Source organism: Thalassobellus citreus, assembly GCF_044385915.1.
GTDB lineage: Bacteria > Bacteroidota > Bacteroidia > Flavobacteriales > Flavobacteriaceae > Thalassobellus > Thalassobellus citreus.
Genome location: NZ_JBISCC010000129.1, coordinates 227,735 through 246,878 on the forward strand (window position 1 = coordinate 227,735; position 19,144 = coordinate 246,878).

The following is a 19,144-nucleotide window of genomic DNA, read 5'->3' on the forward strand; positions in this document are numbered from 1 at the left end:
AATGAAATATAAATTAACCAACTTACTATACTGCTTTTCATTTATACTAGTTTCTATAACATCTATGCAGTTATCTGCACAAGAAGTAAATAATGTTATTAGAGGTCAAGTATTAGATGCAAGTGACAAATTACCCTTACCTGGTGCAACTGTAATTGAACAAGATGCTGAAAAACGTACTATAACAGGTGTTATAACCGATTTTGATGGGAATTTTGCAATTCGTGTTAAAAGCACTTCTAATCAATTAGTTATTTCAACGCTTGGTTACAAGACTAAAACAATAAATATTGGAAACCAGAAGAACATAATTGTTAATATGGAAGTTTCAGTAGAAGGATTAGATGAAATTATAATTACAGCTGAAAAAGCTGCAGAAAGTGGATTGCTTCAAGTTGCTGAACGTAATTTAACTACAAGTGCAGTTACTATTAAGGCAGCTGATGTTGAAAATACTCAGGCAGCTTCTATTGATGAAGCACTACAAGGAAGAGTAGCAGGTGTAGATATTACTGCTGCTTCTGGTGATCCAGGAGCAGGTATGCAAATTCGTATTAGAGGAACATCTTCTATTACTGGTTCATCAGACCCTTTAGTTGTAGTTGATGGTATGCCTTATGAAACATCTATTCCTGAAGATTTTAATTTTGGTTCTGCGGATGCGCAAGGATATGCGGCTTTACTAAATGTTGCCCCTAGTGATATCGAAAGTATTACCATATTAAAAGATGCTGCGGCTACTGCCATGTGGGGTGCTAGAGCAGCCAGTGGTGTATTAGTAATTAATACAAAAAGGGGGGCTGTAGGTGCACCAAAAATAGGATATAGCTATACAGGTACCATGTCTCAACTTCCTAACACAATACCTATGCTTAGTGGCGATCAATATTCTATATTAATTCCTGAGGCATTTATGAATAGTACAGGAGCTCCTCTTAATACACTAACCGTTAAAGAATTTCAATTTGACCCACAAGAAGTTTATTGGTATAAGAATTATGGTAACAATACCAATTGGGTTGATGCAATTTCTCAAACAGGTATAACAGGTGAGCATAATTTATCTTTACAAGGTGGAGGGCAAAAGGCTCGCTATTATACATCTGTTGGTTATTATAATCAAAAAGGTGTTACAAAAGGAACCGGTTTTGAACGTATTAATGGCCGTCTTAATTTAGATTATGTGGTTTCTGATAGAATTCGTTTTAAGGCCGATTTTTCATATACACGTACAGAAACAGAACGAAATTATGTTAATGGAACTGGTAGTGGAGATAGAGTAAGAAGTGTAGCATATGGTAAGATGCCAAACATGAGTATTTATGAATATGATGATTTAGGTGATTTAACACCAAATTATTTTTCACCTGCTCAGAATATTCAAGGAGGATATTCAAGTACTTACAATCCTGTTGCTTTAGCTGAATATGCATCAAATGTGCAAACAGGAGATAGAATTGTTCCACATTTTAATTTAAAAGTAGATTTAATTCCTGAAAGATTAATTTCTACTTTCGATCTTCAGTTTGACTTTAACAGTACAAAGGCTAAAACGTTTTTACCACAAAATGCTACAGGTAGACCTTTTACAGAAACAGTTGTTAATAGAGCGTCAGATGCCGATGTTGATGCTACTACAGTAACATCAAAAACAAACATTGTATATACTCCAGATTTAGGTACAGATCATAATCTTCAAACTATTGTTTCGTTGCAAACTAGTGATTATAGGTACGAGTCTCATCAAGCACTTACATCTAATACAGCATCATCTTTATTAACAGATCCATCTGTGCCTTCAAGAACACAAAATTCAGAATTAAGACTTTATAATAATAATAGTCAATCACGTAATGTCTCTGCTTTAATTAGTGCTCAGTATAGTTTATTAGATAAATATATTTTAAATGTAGGGGTTCGTGGTGATGGAAATTCAAAATTTGGACCCGATAATCGTTATGCCGTTTTTCCTTCTCTTTCTGCACGTTGGAGGGTTTCAGGGGAAAAGTTTATGGAAAATTTAGACTTTGTTGATGACTTTAGTTTTAGAGCTAGTATAGGACAATCAGGAAGAGCACCTCGTTATGATTACCGTTATTTTAATACTTATGGTAATTTTAATTCTGAGTATGTTGGATATAGTGGTGTGTATCCAGAAAATATTGAGTTGTCTAACTTACGATGGGAAACATTAACTGGTAAAAATTTAGGAATAAACCTTAAAATGTTTGATAATCGTTTTTCTGTAGATATTGATGTGTATCAAAATAGAACTAGAGATCTTCTTTTTAGAGATATTGATGTAACGAGTATTTCAGGATATTCTGATATTTCAGATCAAAATGTTGGTACTCTTGATAATCAAGGTTGGGAAATAGGTCTTTTTACAACACCTTTTAAGTCTGACAAGTGGCGAGTAGATTTTAATTTCAATATCTCGAGAAATGAAAATGTAATTCGTGAAATTTCAGAATTTTATCCAAGTGAAAGTGGTAATGTTGACCGTAATGGGGAATTTAAACGTTTTCTTCAAACAGATAATCCATTCGGTTCTTTTTATGGTTATAGGTTCAAGGGAGTTTATCCAGATACACAATCTACGCTTGCAAAAGATGCAAATGGAGATGTGATTACAGGTCCAAATGGACAAAACGTATATATGAGATTTAATTACCCAAATACAGACTACGTGTTTCAACAGGGAGATGCGATATATGAAGATATAAATAAAGATGGTAATATAGATAGTCGTGATGTAGTATATCTTGGTAATAGTAATCCTAAATTTACTGGAGGTTTCGGACCATCTATATCGTTTGATAATAGGATTAAATTATTATTATTCTTTACATATCGTTTAGATTATGATATTATAAATGGTACTGATATGAAGGCTACTAATATGTATGGTTATGATAATCAAAGTACAGCTACTCTATCGCGTTGGAGGAATCCTGGAGATATTACAAATATGCCACGAGCAGTTTATAGAACAGCTTATAACTGGCTTGGTTCAGATCGTTACGTTGAAGATGCCTCTTTTTTAAGATTTAGATCAGCTACTTTTAGCTATAAGTTTAGTAGCGAATTTTTGAAGAATTTAAAGTTGGATGACTTAAATCTCTTTTTTACGGCAGATAATATTTTAACTTTTACTAAGTATAGAGGTCAAGATCCAGAAGTAAACATGAGAGGTGGAGATCCTTTTGGGATAGCAATTGATTATTCTAGAACACCACCAACTAGACGTTTTACAATAGGTCTTAGAACTAGATTTTAATAATAAACTATTTGATTCATGCGAACAAAAATTATATATACTTTAGCTATTTTGATAGCAATATTAAATCTCTCTTGCGATAGCTATTTAGATTTAAAACCTGAAAACGGAACCATACGTGAAGAGTTTTGGAAAACGAAAGAAGATATCCGAGCAGCAGTAATAGGTATTTATTCATCAATGTTAAATACACCTCCAGGTTTAGGAAGCGACCGAACACTTGCAGAATTTGTTTTTATGTATGGTGAGCTTAGAGCAGATATGATAAGTCCAGGAGGATTTATGGTTGACGATCAAATAGATATGCTTACTTCTAATGTATTACCTTCTAATAGTTTTACTAGTTGGTCTCAATTTTACCGTATAATTAATTTTTGCAATACGGTTATTGATTTGGCTCCAGAGGTTTTAGAAAATGATCCAACTTTAACACAATCACAACTAAATAATTATTTATCTGAAGCTTTAGCCATAAGAGCGTATTTATATTTTACATTAGCTCGTACCTTTAAAGATGTACCTTTAAAATTGGAAGCAACACTTTCTGATGCCGATAATTTTCAATTGCCTACAACTTCACAATCAGAGGTTTTTGATCAAGTGGTTATAGATTTAATTACCGCTGAAGGGTTTGCGGTTGAGGATTATGGAGTAGAAGTAGAAAATAAAGGGCGAATTACTAAAAGTGCTATAAACGCTATGTTAACAGATGTTTATTTGTGGCAAGCAAATTATGATGCGGCCTTGGCAACAGCCAATAAAGTAATAAACACAGGTAATTTTGCATTAATTGATGGAACTAATAATAATTTATGGTTTACAACTGTTTTTGCTAGAGGAAATTCTACTGAAAGTATTTTTGAGCTTCAATATACAACTCAAAATCTTAATCCGTTTTATAGCATCTTTTTACAGCGTCCGCAATATCTAGCATCACCAATAGTTCTAGAAGGTGTATTTGGAGTTGATTTTGAAGATGCTGAGAACAAAGATGTTCGTGGAGAAAGAGCTTCTATGGTGCCAGGCACTAACGAAATTTATAAATATACTGGTCTTAACGAATTTCAGCGTAAATCGTTACAAGAATCAGATACTCATTGGTTTGTATATCGTTATGCTGATGTATTATTAATGAAAGCAGAGGCTTTAAACGAGTTAAATCGTGGTAGTGAAGCTTTAGATATTATAGCAGATCTTAGACAAAAAAGAGCGGCTATTCAACTTACAGAAGAGCAACTTGGTGTTGATGACACTCAAGGGATAAGATTATATATTCTTGCTGAGCGTGCACGAGAGTTTGCCTTTGAAGGTAAGCGTTGGTTTGATCTTTTACGAAATGCTAGGAAGGAAGATTATAAATATTTAGATATTCTTTTAGCCGTTGCCCTGCAAAGCGCTCCTGCAAATCAACAACAAAGTATAATAGCTAAGATGAAAGACTCTAATAGTCATTATCTTCCTATAAATGAGAATGAGTTGTTTACAAATAAGGAACTTGTTCAGAACCCGTTTTACAAATAAAAAAAGAGTCATGAAAAAAATATTTAATTCACACAATTTATTTAGACTTACACTAGCTGTTGTAATGACTATTTTTATTCTTAATTGTACATCTGAAAAATTTAAAGAATCTACAGATGAGACACTTAATATTACAGAATTTTTAAGAGTAAATGATGATTATTCATTGTTTTTAGAGATTTTAGATGTTACTGGTTATGCTGCTTTTATGAATACATATGGTACATACACATTATTTCTACCTACTAATGATGCCATCACTCAATTTTTAAATGAGCAAGGTGTTAGTTCTGTAAATGATATGCCATTAGAATATCTTCAAGAATTAGCAAAGCTTCATATCTTACCAGAAGCAGTAAATACCACTTCTTTTAACGATGGAAAAATAGCAAGTCCTAGTTTACAGGGGCAATTCCTAATTACTGGTGCTGCTTTTATAGATGGAGCTTCAAGTATTACTGTTAATAAAGAAGCTCGTATAGTAAATTCTAACATAGTTGTTGGAAATGGAATTATACATGTTTTAGATAAAACATTACTTGTGGCAGATAAAACATTGGCTGAAACTTTTGAAGAAGATCCTTCACTTTCTCTTTTTACTGAAGCACTTAAGGTTACAGGTTGGTTTGATAGATTAAATGAACCTTTGACGTATGATGCCGATAGTATATCCAATCATTTAACAATTCTTGCTCAAAAAAACGAGGTATTTCAAGAAGCAGGATTTAGTAATATTGATGATTTAAAATCAAGATACAGTCATTTAGATGATCCTTTGAATCCAGAAGATAGTTTAAATTTATTTGTCGCGTATCGTATTGTACCAAGTTTAAGTTATTTAGCCGATTTAGCAGTAACACCGGCATCTCTTACAAAGGCTCCTCTAGAAGTTGTAACTTTTAAATTAGCTGCTGATAGCCTATTAATTAATGAACAAACTTTTGCTGGTGTTTTAGAAAAGGGCGTAGAAATTAATCGTAGTGAAAGTGACATTACTGCATCAAATGGTGTTTTACATTATGTTAAAGAGAATTTTTTCATTAAAAAAAGATTTCCATCACCAGTTTATTTTGATGTTGGAGATCAACCAGAAGTAAGACAACTTAGCTCAGTTTTTAGAAAACCTGATAATAGAGCTTCTTTCCTAAAAAGTGAATTAAGTAGAGTTGATTGGCCAGATAATCAATCTTTAATTTATCGAGCTCCTGCAATTGGTGATGGTGCTTATTTAGATAGAGCTTGGCACGGTGATATAATGGAATTAACTAGGTTCAGAAATGGGTTTTTAGACCCTATAACTTTTGATACACCAGTAATTATAAAAGGAACATATAAAGTTTGGGTGTCTTACAGACAAAATGGAAGATCTTCAGCTGCCGTTAGTGTAAAAGTTGATGATGTAACACTTTCAAGATTCATTAATTTCACAGAATATGGTAATACATCACTTCCAGAACGTGTCTTAGAATCTCAAGGTTATAAAAGACATATTGAGCCTCATACCAACAGATTTAATTGTAGACTAGCTGGTATTGTAGAGATTAAAACAACAGGAACACATAAGTTAACCTTAGAAGCTGTTCAAGATAGTAGAAATGGTGAAACTTGGATAGATATAGTTGAATTCAGACCTATAGATATGGATCAATTATATCCTAAGTTCGAATCGGGTGGTGACGGACTCATTTATGAATAAGCATCATAATTAATATAATTAATAATATTTAAACTAATCCATTAAGGATGATATCAATTAAAACATACACAAAAGGCTTTTTGGCCAGTTTTGCTCTTATTGCAGCTATTTCTTGCTCAGACCCTTGGGAAGAACGTAGTAATACGAACGACAAAAGCCTCACAGAAAATCTAAGTGAGCGTATACAGAATACTTCTGAAACTTCTGAATTTGGTAAGCTTTTAGTAGAAACAGGTTATGATACTCAGCTATCTAATTCTAAAACCTATACGGTTTGGGCTCCTACAAATGAAGCATTAAATCAGGTTGATCCCACTTTATTAAGTGATTTGAACAGCAAAAAATTATTTGTAAAAAATCATATTGCTTTAACAGCTTTTTCTTCAGTTACAGAAGCCGATACTGTTACCGTACAAATGCTTTCTAATAAATACTTAGAATTCAAAAATGGTAATGTTATGGCACAGTCGCCTGTTGTTACTACAGATCAATATGCTTCTAATGGGGTATTTCATATTATTAATAAAGCATTAGAGCCTAAATCTAATATTTGGCAGTATATAAATGAGAAATCTGGTACTAATGAAATGAGTGCATATTTATTATCGCTAACTGAATTTAACGTATACCAATCTGATAGTATAGCTAAGGCAAGTGAAGAAGAAATTCATGAAATGTACGCAGATTCATTAACTAACTCCTATCTTAAAAATATTTATAATCTAAATAATGAGAAAAATAAATATACTTTTTTCATGTTAGAAAATGATGGTTACAATTCAGAGGTAGAAAAAATGGAGCCATATTTAACAAAAAGCAATCAAGATTCTACAACCATTTATGCTAGGTACTTTACTACAAGAGATTTTGCTTTCCATAAGGCTGTAGCACGTGAGAATCTTCCAGATACACTTGTATCAAGTTTTGGAGTTAAAGTTCCTATTGATAAGAGTAATATTGTAGAAGAAGTGCAATTAAGTAATGGTATTGTTTATATAATGAGTACGCTTGAAGTACCTTTAGAAACAAGATTATTGACAACACAAATAGAAGGAGAAGAACCAGATAGTTTTAGTGAAAATAAACGTTCTAATACATATTATAGAGAAAAAGAAGATCCGGACGGAGTTATGTTTTATGATATTATGGTTCAAAATCATAAAACCCCTTTGTTTGCAATTAATTATAGTGCAAATAATTTATACAGTACAACCTATAAAGTGTATTGGAGGGCTATTAACGATATACAAGGGAATGATTTTCAGCAAACTTTACGCTTTGGAGGTACTATTTTACCAGATGGTACAGTAGAAAACCCAATAGCTGAACTTGAGTATACAGATGTGTTACAAGATGTATATGACGAAACATTTGTAGGCGAGTTTACTCTTGATGAAGCAGGTAGGCTAGACCTAATATCTCTTGTTGCTGCAAATACAGGAACAAACGGTAATAACACTCTAACTCTAGATTACTTAAAACTAGTTCCAGTAATTAAATAAATGTCTTTTAAACCAACTATTATGCTTAAAATATTGAAACTAACTAGTCTACTCTGCATACTTTTATTAGGTGGAATTGACAGTAACCTTTATGCTCAAGATTCTACATCTGTAGATTCTAAAAAAAATAAAGGAATCCAAGTTATTGGACTTATAAAAAATGCTAAAACAGGAGAGGGCATTTCTGGAATTAATATTGCTGTTGAAGGCTTTTCTGCTGCAATTTCAGACGAAGATGGAAGCTTTTCTATTAACGTACCACATCTTAATAGCCTACTTTTAGTAAGCGGGCAAAATTATCAAACTAAAGTTTTTCCTTTAAATAATAGAAATAAAGAAATTGAAATTAATCTTTTTGAAGATAGTTATTCTCAATTTTATCAAACAGCAAATTTATCTAGTACAGAACAATTGCAATATACTAGTCCAAAAGCAGCACAAGTGGTCGATTTTGAAAAAGACCAATGGGGAAATCCTGTTAATCAATCAGTAACAAGCTTCCTGCAAGGTCGTGTGGCAGGTCTTAACAGTGTTGGTAACTCTGGTGTACCTGGAGTTGGTTCTTATTTAACATTAAGAGGTTTTAATTCACTTTATGCAACAAATAAGCCCTTAATAGTTTTAGATGGAATGATTTATGATGATGAAGATTATGGTTCAGGAATTATTCAGTATAATATTTCATCACCGCTTTCAATGTTAGATGTAAAGGATATTGAAGATATAACTGTTTTAAAAGATGGTTCTTCATTATATGGAACAAAGGGAGCAAATGGAGTAATAATAATTACTACAACTCGACCAGTTGATTTAAGTACAAAAATCGATTTCACCATGTATGGAGGTATTAATGAAGACTCTCATGAATTACCTGTAATGAACTCTGGTGAATATAGAACTTATTTGTCTCAATTATTTGCTACCGGTGGAGCTAGTCAAGAACAAATTGCTGCTCAGCCATGGATGTTAGATAATCGTGATAGTGGATCTTATTACCAATACCACAATCAAACAAATTGGCAAGATCAAGTTTTTAAAAGCAGTGCAAATCAAAGTTATTTCTTAAAAATTAGAGGTGGAGATGAAATTGCAAAATATGGTATATCTGTAGGCTATTTAAATAGTGAAGGTATTGCAGGGAACTCTGATTTACAAAGATATAATGTAAGATTGAACTCTTCTTTACGTCTTTCAGAAAAGCTTTTAGTCAATGCTAATTTGTCTTTTGTTTATAATAATGAGAACCAAAACAATCAAGGGCTTGCATATAAAACAAGTCCAATTTATTTGGGTCTTACTAAATCACCATTTACAGCAGTAAACGTTATAAACGAAACAGGAGAAGTTTCTCCAAATCTAGCAGATGTTGATATTTTTGATGTAGGTAACCCAAATGCAATTATTGAAAATGGTATTGCTATAAATAAGAATTACAGATTCTTTGGTAATCTAAAATTTCAATATGATTTTACTAAAGCATTAAAAGCAAATCTTTTAGTTGGATTAACTTATAACAAAGAGCGTGAAAACTTTTTTATTCCAGATTTTGGTGTAGCAAACATTCAATCTCCAATAGAGTTAATTACAGCGACTAATCGTAGTGGTAGTGAAGTACAACGTTACTATTCTCTTTATACAGATGGTTTTTTAAGTTTCACTAAGGACTTTAATTATAAAAGTAATATTGATGTTCGTTTAGGTTTGAGAACACAATCAAATGAGTCTGAAAGTGATTTAGGATTAGGTTTTAATTCAGCTACAGATGACTTTACAACAGTTGGAGCAGGGAGTAATCTTTTAAGACAAGTAGGAGGAGCTTTAGGAGAATGGAATTGGTATAACGCCTACTTTAGCGGACAGTATAGTCACCTAAATAAATATTTTTTAACACTTAATGCTTCATATGATGGTTCAAGCCGATTTGGAGAAGATATATCTGCTACAGGTCTAGGTTCTTTATCAGCAGCATGGTTAGTTTCATCTGAAAAGTTTATGAAAAATTCAGGTATCAATTTATTTAAACTTCGCGCAAGTATAGGAATAAGTGGTAATGACGATATTGGAAACTATACAGCACAACAATTATATGTGTCTCAAAATTTATTAGGTATTCAAGGTTTGGTTAGAGGAAATATTGGAAACCCTGAATTAAAATGGGAAACGGTGCGTAAAATAAATTTGGGAACAGATTTATCGCTGTTTAATGAGCGTCTTAATGCATCTTTAGATGTTTTTGAAAATAAAACTACAGACATGATTACTTATGAAACATTAACAACTCCGAGTGGTTTTGATTATATTGTTTCTAATAGTGGCACTATGAATACCCGTGGTTTTGAAGTTGGACTTAATAGCCGATTAATTAACACACCGGATGTGAAATTCGATTTAGGCTTAAATGTAGCTAGATATAAAAATGAAGTTTTAGATATACCTAATGATAGAATTATTACTCAATTTGGAGGTGCAACATACATAACTGATGAAGGTCAAGATGCTAATTTGTTTTATGGATTTAAAGCAAATGGGGTGTATGAAACAACAGCTCAAGCAACTTCAATAGGACTATCTAAACGTTTAGAAAACGGAAGTTTAATGCCTTTTAGAGGAGGAGATGTTATTTTTGAAGATATTAATGGAGATAAAGTTATTGATAATGATGACCGACAAGTAATTGGTAATCCAAATCCAGATTTCACAGGAAGCTTAAGTACCAACTTTACTTATAAGAAATTAAGTGTTTCTGCTTTATTCAGTTTTTCAGAAGGAAATGATTTATACAATGGTGTACGTCAAAGTTTAGAGAAAATGAGTGGTTTCGAAAATCAAAGTACGGCAATAAACAATCGTTGGATAGCTGAAGGACAACAAACTTCAATACCAAGAGCTACTTGGGGAGATCCATTAGGAAATGCTTCATTTTCTAGTAGATGGATAGAAAATGGATCATACATAAGGCTTAAAACACTTGTTATATCTTACGATATTGATGTAGATTCTAAATCTATAAAATATATGAAGGTTTATGCTAGTGGAAATAACCTATTTACATTAACTGATTATTTAGGTTATGATCCTGAGTTTAGTGCATCATCATCTATTTTTGGTCAAGGTGCAGATATTGGTTTGATGCCTCAGTTTATGACAATACAATTAGGATTACGCTTAGGACTATAATGATTTTTAAAATGAGAAAAATGAGAACAATGATTAACAATATTAGTAAAAAAATCACTCTAGGAACCTTAGTCGTTTTTTTGGGTTTATCTTCTTGTCAGGATTATATAGAAGTTGAGCCTCAAGATAAATTAAACATAGATCAAGTTTACCGTGATGTTTTTGATGCAGATGCAGCCATAGTTGGGCTTTATGGCAAATTTATAGGCCTTGCAGAGAAATATGTTGTACTTAATGAATTAAGAGCAGATTTGCTTAGTCCAACAATTAATGCTGATTTAACGCTTCAAGAATTAAATGAACATTCAGTTAGTCAAAAAAATCCATACGCAAACCCTAAAGATTTTTATGAATTAATTAACAACTGTAATGATATTCTGAAAAATTTTCTATTAATGAGGGCAGATAATAGAATGGATGCGACCGATTTTAATCAACGGTATTCTGATGTTGGTGCTTTAAGAAGTTGGTTATATTTACAGTTAGGAATTCATTATGGAAGTGTTCCTTATATTACTGAACCAATTGCTAATATTAATGATGTTAAAGATTTAACTACTTATCCTAGAATTTCTTTTGATGAATTACTTGATGAGCTAATAGCATTTACTGAGGATTTACCTTATAAGGATTTGTATGCTACTGGTAGTTCTTTACTTATTAATGTAGATGGATTTAGTACAGAGAAATTTTTTATAAATAAAGGATGTCTTCTTGGAGATATTCAATTATGGAAAGGTAATTATTTAGAAGCTGCAAGTCATTATAAAAATGTCATGGAAACAGGTACAGGCAGTGGAAATGATTCTGAAGTTTTTGATACATATCGTGTTAAATATGCTGAGATTGCTTCAAATGAAGACTTAGCAGTAGGATATTTAAGATATAGAGAACAAGATGCTACTGGTTTAGTTATTAGCAATACTAAAGGTTGGGGTAGTATTTTTGCTCGTGAAGCTGATGTTTTGTGGAATACAGAATGGGTTTGGTCTATACCATATTCTTTTGTTTTTTCTCCTAAATACCCTTTTGTCGATCTTTTTGCTAATGATTATCTTATTAAACCATCTCAAGAAGCTATTTCGTTATGGGATAATGAGAAACAAAACAACGGAATTCCTTATGATGCTAGAGGTCAGAAATTCAGCTATTTTATGGATGGGGAAAATCCTGTTGTAAAAAAGTATTTATATAATTATATAGATCCAGTGACTAATTTTTATACCAATACTATTTCTTCAAATAAAACAGGACGTTGGATGCTTTACCGTGCAGCAAAACTTCATTTGCGTTTTGCAGAAGCTGCAAATCGTGATGGTCAACACAGAGTAGCTGATGCACTTTTAAATTTTGGCTTGCAGCGTGAATATACTGTTTCAGGAGAAACTGATGTAACAAATATAGAACAAACACATTTGCCATATCCATATAATTTTGATGCAAGACAAGGTGATTTCCCTTATTTCAGAAGTGATTGGCATCGAAATGGAGGTATAAGAGGTAGAGCTTATGTACAAAGAGCTGAAGTAGTTGGAGATAGTTTAATTTCTATTGAAGACAATCTTATTAAAGAAAGCGCTTTAGAATTAGCTTTTGAAGGTAACCGTTGGGGAGATTTAGTTCGAGTTGCTTTACGCCGTAATGATCCTGCATTTCTTGCTGATAAAATTCGAGATAAACTTATAAAAGAAGGTAATGCAAATGCTGAAGCTGTTCATTCTAGATTATTGAATACTGATAATTGGTATTTGCCATTTACATGGAAAGAAGACGAATAACTAAGGATTTAGCTTCCTATAAAATTAATAAAATAGATTTTTGTAACTATACATTTACGAAAATCTATTTTCTTATAATTAACCTATAAAATATCCCCTAAATTTATACTTAAAAAAGTAATATTATGTTAAAAAAAATAGTTACAATTTTAACAATTGTTTTTACAAACTCCATGATGTTTGCAGCTGATTATTACGTTGCTCCTAATGGTAATGATACTACAAATTACGGAACCATATCAAGTCCTGTTGAGTCTATTAAAAGAGCACAAGAATTAGCTTCATTTGGTGATACTGTTTATATTAGAGGAGGCAACTATATTATGCGAGAAGATCAAATAGATAGATATAAAGATATATGGGCTTATGTTACAGAATTAGATAAAAACGGAATAAACTATTTTGCTTACCAAGATGAAAAACCTGTTTTTGATTATTCGAATATAAAACCTGCTGATAAACGCATTTTTGCTTTTTACCTAACAGGAAGTAATATTCATATTAAAGGTATTGAAATAATAGGTGTTCAGGTAACTATTACAGGTCATACACAATCTGAATGTTTTGAAATAAAAGGAAGTAACAATACACTAGAAAATATTAGCATGCATAACAATATGGCTATTGGTGTTTATATACTTGATGGCTCTAATAACTTAATCTTAAATTGTGATGCTTACGAAAATTGGGATTCAGTTTCTGATGGAGGTAGAGGAGGAAACGTTGATGGGTTTGGTTGTCATGTTAGAAATGGTGACACAGGAAATGTTTTTAGAGGTTGTCGTGCTTGGTTAAACAGTGATGATGGTTTTGATTTGATTAATTCAGCAGAACCAGTATTAATAGAGAATTGTTGGGCTTTTTATAACGGATATTCATCTGTTACAGGAACAGGGAATGATTTAGTTGCAAGAGGTGATGGTACAGGTTTTAAAGCAGGAGGTTATGGTAAGGCAGCACAAACTTTTACCCAAGTTCGAGATAGATATTCGCCTATACCAATGAATACAGTTCAATTTTGTATAGCTGCAAAAAACAGATTAAGAGGGTTTTATGCAAATCATCATTTAAATGGAAATTATTGGTATAATAATTCTGCATTTCAAAACCCTGAAAACTATAATATGCTAAATTGTAAAGCATTAAATGCTACAGATTATGGTACAGATGTTGATGGTTGGGGGCATGTAATGGCTAACAATTTAGGAGCTGGTGCATCTTCGCCTTCAGACGAAGTAACAAAAATTGATAAAGCTCAATGTACTCTTAATAATAATTATTTTGATTTAAGTGTATCTATTACACCTGAAGATTTTATTGCTTATGATATAGAGTTATTAAAGGCACCTAGAAAACCAGATGGTAGCCTTCCCGATACTGATTTTTTAAAACTGGCTGCAGGTAGCGACCTTATTGATGCGGGGTTAGATGTAGGTTTTTCTTTTAATGGACTTGCTCCAGATTTAGGGTATTCAGAATTTGCAACTTTAAGTTTAAAAAAGAATGAATTGCTAAATAACTTTTCAAATTATCCAAACCCTTTTTCAAATGAAACCAGAATAGTTTTTAATTTAAAGCAAGCTTCAAAAGTAAAAACATATGTTTATAACTTAATGGGGGTAAAAGTATTTGAATTACCAGAAAGAACATTTTCTGGAGGTAAAAATGCATTCAATTTGAATAGAAATGATTTAGCATCAGGGAACTATTTATTAGTTATAAAAAGTTCTGATGGTCAAACGAATAGTAAACTTATTAGTGTATACTAATTAAATTAAAACGAGATATTTAAAACCAAGCCTTTGTACTTGGTTTTTTTATGAAAAATATTTTCGCTTTTATATTTATAGCGAAACTTACTTTTTCTTAATAAGTTAAAAAATAAAAAAAAACAAGGGTTATTATAATCTGTCTTGTAATTTGTTTAGTCTATGATTAATTATTATAGAATATTATCAACTAAATAAATTATTATGAAACATAAATTATTAATTGTCCTACTACTTTTTAATTATTTAACAGCTATTGCTACAGAAACTACTGTAAGTACTTCACAACAAGTTTTATCTGCATTATCAACTGCGTCAGCAGGAGATGTTATTTATGTTTTAGAAGGTACGTATACTTTTAATTCAAAATTTTCAATTTCTAGAAGTGGTACAAATGGGAACATGATTTCTTTTTTATCGCATCCAGATAATAATTCTAGACCTCTTTTTGATTTTTCTTCTATGTCTGAAAGTTCATCTAATCGTGCTATATCATTATCTGGTAGTTATTGGCATATAAAAGGTATTGATGTTTTTGGTGCAGGAGATAATGGCTTATTTATAAATGGAGCTTATAATTTAATAGAATTTTGCACATTTAGTGAGTGTAAAGACACGGGACTTCAAATAGCAAGTGGAGGAAATAATAATACTGTTTTAAATTGTGATTCCTTTTATAATGCAGATTCAAGTAAAGAAAATGCCGATGGTTTTGCATGTAAGCTAGATGCAGGAACTGGTAATAAATTTATAGGTTGCCGTGCATGGCAAAACCTTGATGATGGTTGGGATGGCTACTTAAGAGGAGCTGATAATATTACTACTACTCACGAAAATTGTTGGGCCATTAAAAACGGTTATTTAAAAGATGGAACCGTTGGTTCAGGAGATGGAAATGGTTTTAAAACAGGAGGTAGCGATAAATCATCTAGTGGCGTTAAGTTATTAAAGCATAATGCTAGTTATGCAAACTGTATTGCTGCTGGTAATGTATATGATGGATTTGACCATAATAGTAATAGAGGAGATGTTGTTATTTATAATTGTGCATCTTATAGTAACGGCAGAAATATAAATTTTAGTAGCTCTAACATAGCAAATTTACTTGAAATTAAAAATACCGTTAGTCTTTCTGGAAATAGCAGCGATAGTTACAGAGCAACTACATTAGACTTAACAAATAATAGTTGGCAGAATGGTATTGTAGTAAATGCTAGCGATTATGTAAGCTTAGATATAGCCTTATTAACATCAGCTAGAAAAGCAGACGGAAGTTTACCAGATATTGATTTTATGAAGGTGAATGCAGGAAGCGATCTTATTGACGCTGGTATTGATGTTGGTTTAGCTTTTAATGGTACAGCACCAGATTTAGGTCCTTTTGAAACGTCAACACTAGGTGTTAATGCGATTAATAAGTTTGAAGGTGTTTCTAATTATCCAAATCCTTTTTCTAGTGAAACCAATGTTGTTTTTAATTTAAATCAAGCTTCAAAGGTTAAAATATCTATATATAATTTGATGGGTGTTAAGGTGTTTGATGTTCCTGAAAAGAGCTATTCTCAAGGAAGAAATGCTATTGTTTTAGGTAGAAACAAATTAGCATCTGGTAATTATTTACTAGTATTAAAAGGAAAAGACACCCAAAGAAGTAGTAAAATAATTACTATTCAATAGTTTAAATATAGTTGTTTGTTTTCAGATTTTTAGTCCATATGAAAAACCTCTTTTAAAGGTTTTTCAATGGGCGAATTATCTGGATTTGTTTCCATAATATCTCCCATATATGCCCACCATTTTTTTACTATAGGATGGTTTGGTAAATAATCTTTGTCAAAGTTTTTACTTATTTTTTGTACAGCAAAAAGTATCAAGGTTTCTTCATCTAAATAAATACTATAATCTTGTATGCCGGTTTCAGAAAGTAACGCAGAAAGTTCTGGCCATATTTCGTCGTGTCGCTTTTTATATTCTGTCTCAAAACCAGGTTTTAATTTCATTTTAAAGGCGTTTTTTATGGTGTCATTCATTTATTTTGATGGTTTTAGGTTAATGTAAACAGGTTTGTTTCTATTACAGATAATTTCTCCATTTTCGTATTCTAATTCGGCTACTTGAATAGAGCTTCTTCTTGTAGCATAAGAATCTATTTTATTATTATCTGGTGTTCTTTCAGGATGTGTAAAATAAAACACATAGGCTTTCTCTCCTTGAACAATAATATCAGGATGTCCGCCTTTTACCATGTCGTCTTTCCCAGTTCCTGGGATTTGTAAAATATTCTTTTTTTGGCGTTTCCAATTTATAAAGTCTTGAGAAGAATAAACACCTAGTCCTTTCCAGGCATCATTAACCATCCAATTTTTACCTTTCCAATAAAAAACATTTGGTCCTTCTCCTCGATCTTTTATTGCTCTTTTTCTGCTATCTACCCAATGGTATAAATCTTCACTATCTGCATAATAAATTGATTTCCCATCATTTTCATTATTGTAATACATACGCCATGTGCCATTTGGTAATTGGAAAACATCGGCATCTATACAACGTTCTGAAGCTAGTTTTAATTTGGATTCGAATTTCCAATCAATTAAATTTTTACTTGTTAAATGAATTATTTGCCTCGGGTGGTACCAATCTTCAAAAATACCAGGAACAATAGTTAAATACATATGATATATACCGTCATGTTCTAATACATCGGGAGCCCAATATGTAACATCTTTTATATCATAATTTATATTACAAGTTTCTTTATACTTCCAATGGGCACCGTCTTTAGATTCGGCTACACCTATTTTAGTACCATGTACCCAAGCAACACCTTTTGCAGAACTATCACTCGCACGTCTATTTGTATAGAACATAAACCATTTTTTTTCCTTTGCGTTCCAAATAATTGATGGGTCGGCAGCGCCATTAAAAACAGGGTCTTTAAAAAGAGGTTTATCTGCTATATTATTTTTTTTAACAGTATTATTTGTCTTGCAAGACACGCAAAATAGTAGCAATATTAAATATATGAGTTTTAACTTCATTTAATTATCAAGATTATTTTAATTCAACATTTACGGTTTTATCATCTTTAATAAATTGATTTTGAAGTAATGTTTTCATTTCAGCTAATACAGAAGCATTTTCATTAATTAAATTTTCTTTTTCTTCAGGATCTAATTCAATATTATATAGCTGATAAGTTGCTGGTGAATTATCTTTATAACGGTTTCTAATAATTTTCCAAGGCTTATGTATTAGGCTTTCTTGTTTGTGTCCACGAACATAAATGTCATGTGTTGTTTCTTCTTGAGAATTTAAAATTGAAGGCCAAGTATTAACACCTTCAACACCTTTAGGAATGTCTACATTAATTAATGAAAGTATTGTTGGCATAACATCTGAAACCGACATGAAATTCAAATTGTTTTCAGAATTTAAGTGGTTTTTCCAATATAAAATGGCGGGTACACGTATAGCTCCTTCGTAGTTAGAAGCTTTCCAGTCGCGTAGTGGTTCATTATTTCCTAATACAGGATTTGGACCATGTTCGCCGTTATATTGATAAGTTGGGTACCATTTTTCCATAGCGCCATTATCGCTCATAAAAATAACTAATGTATTATCTTCTATATTTAGCTCCTTTAAGGTTTTTAAAACCTTTCCAATACTGTGATCCATATGAGCCATTGCTGCTGCGTAATCTCTTCTAGAATCGTCTGCAATAGTCTCTAAATAAGGTTCTTTCCATTTGTTTTCTTCTTGTAAAGGAAAATGAGGAGCGCTATGTGCCAATTGTAAGTAGAAGCTTTTAGTAGTATCTCGTTTTGTAGTTAGCCATTCTATGACTTCTTTTGTTAATAAATCGGTAGTATGGCCTTCTTCTTCAATCATTTTATCATTCCTGTACCAACTCGCATCTCCATTTTTATAACGATGTGTATATTGATCTATTTGTCCGTGAAGAAACCCATACGAATAGTCAAATCCAAAGGCATTTGGGCCATTTTTTATATCTAATCCTAAATGCCATTTTCCAAACAATGCATTTTCGTAATGATGCTTTTTTAGCACTTGGGGTAAAGTTGTAATAGAATCTGGAAGTGTTTTTTTACTTTTTCCACTAATAGGAGCCACTATACCAATTCTACTGGCAGGCATACCTGTTAACAAAGATACTCGCGATGGAGAACAGGTTGGGTTTGCATAAAACCTATCTAACTGCACACCATTATTAGCGAGCCAGTCGATATTAGGTGTTTTAATTTCAGAACCATGATAGCCAACATCATTCCAACCAGCATCATCTGCTATAATAACTAGAATGTTAGGATTTTGTTTTTTTACTTTTTGCTCTGTTTTTTTGTTACAACTTAATATCAAAAAGCATAGAAAAAGGAAGAGGAGATTTATTGATTTAAACATAA

At 31.9% G+C, this 19,144-nt stretch carries 11 protein-coding genes; 8 read left to right on the forward strand and 3 right to left on the reverse strand.

Features of this window, described 5'->3' with window-relative positions:
• Position 1: 1 nt before the first annotated feature.
• The 8 genes from ACH5TX_RS17010 to ACH5TX_RS17045 all read left to right on the forward strand — a co-directional run bounded on the left by ACH5TX_RS17010 (position 2) and on the right by ACH5TX_RS17045 (position 16,400).
• Complete coding sequence (locus ACH5TX_RS17010; protein WP_439340691.1) at positions 2 to 3,280, forward strand: SusC/RagA family TonB-linked outer membrane protein; 3,279 nt, start codon at positions 2 to 4, stop codon at positions 3,278 to 3,280.
• A gap of 18 nt (positions 3,281 to 3,298) precedes the next feature.
• A complete protein-coding gene (locus ACH5TX_RS17015; RefSeq protein ID WP_439340692.1) occupies positions 3,299 to 4,801 on the forward strand; it encodes a RagB/SusD family nutrient uptake outer membrane protein in 1,503 nt (500 codons plus the stop codon).
• A 10-nt stretch (positions 4,802 to 4,811) separates the two neighbouring features.
• A complete protein-coding gene (locus tag ACH5TX_RS17020) occupies positions 4,812 to 6,497 on the forward strand; it encodes a fasciclin domain-containing protein (protein ID WP_439340693.1) in 1,686 nt (561 codons plus the stop codon).
• A 47-nt stretch (positions 6,498 to 6,544) separates the two neighbouring features.
• Complete coding sequence (locus tag ACH5TX_RS17025; protein WP_439340694.1) at positions 6,545 to 7,999, forward strand: fasciclin domain-containing protein; 1,455 nt, start codon at positions 6,545 to 6,547, stop codon at positions 7,997 to 7,999.
• Between the two features lie 21 nt (positions 8,000 to 8,020).
• On the forward strand, positions 8,021 to 11,176 hold the full coding sequence (locus ACH5TX_RS17030; RefSeq protein WP_439340695.1) for a SusC/RagA family TonB-linked outer membrane protein: 3,156 nt from the start codon (positions 8,021 to 8,023) through the stop codon (positions 11,174 to 11,176).
• 20 nt (positions 11,177 to 11,196) lie between these two features.
• The gene (locus tag ACH5TX_RS17035) at positions 11,197 to 12,954 is read left to right on the forward strand and encodes a RagB/SusD family nutrient uptake outer membrane protein (protein WP_439340696.1); all 1,758 of its coding nucleotides are present in this window, start codon (positions 11,197 to 11,199) and stop codon (positions 12,952 to 12,954) included.
• A 125-nt stretch (positions 12,955 to 13,079) separates the two neighbouring features.
• Positions 13,080 to 14,723, forward strand: a complete 1,644-nt coding sequence (locus tag ACH5TX_RS17040; RefSeq protein ID WP_439340697.1) for a right-handed parallel beta-helix repeat-containing protein — start codon at positions 13,080 to 13,082, stop codon at positions 14,721 to 14,723.
• A gap of 204 nt (positions 14,724 to 14,927) precedes the next feature.
• Positions 14,928 to 16,400 carry a right-handed parallel beta-helix repeat-containing protein gene (locus ACH5TX_RS17045; RefSeq protein ID WP_439340698.1) on the forward strand — a complete coding sequence of 491 codons (1,473 nt, stop codon included), beginning with the start codon at positions 14,928 to 14,930 and terminating at the stop codon, positions 16,398 to 16,400.
• A gap of 29 nt (positions 16,401 to 16,429) precedes the next feature.
• On the opposite strand, the gene rhaM is transcribed toward ACH5TX_RS17045, so the two are convergent.
• From rhaM to ACH5TX_RS17060, 3 genes are read right to left on the reverse strand one after another with little or no spacing between them, the layout of a single operon-like run.
• Positions 16,430 to 16,753 (reverse strand): L-rhamnose mutarotase, encoded by a 324-nt coding sequence (gene rhaM, locus ACH5TX_RS17050; protein WP_439340699.1) that lies wholly within the window; start codon positions 16,751 to 16,753, stop codon positions 16,430 to 16,432.
• Positions 16,754 to 17,761 carry a family 43 glycosylhydrolase gene (locus ACH5TX_RS17055; RefSeq protein WP_439340700.1) on the reverse strand — a complete coding sequence of 336 codons (1,008 nt, stop codon included), beginning with the start codon at positions 17,759 to 17,761 and terminating at the stop codon, positions 16,754 to 16,756. It abuts the gene before it with no gap.
• A 13-nt stretch (positions 17,762 to 17,774) separates the two neighbouring features.
• Positions 17,775 to 19,142, reverse strand: coding sequence for a sulfatase family protein (locus ACH5TX_RS17060; protein ID WP_439340701.1), 1,368 nt, complete (start codon positions 19,140 to 19,142; stop codon positions 17,775 to 17,777).
• Between the last annotated feature and the right edge of the window lie 2 nt (positions 19,143 to 19,144).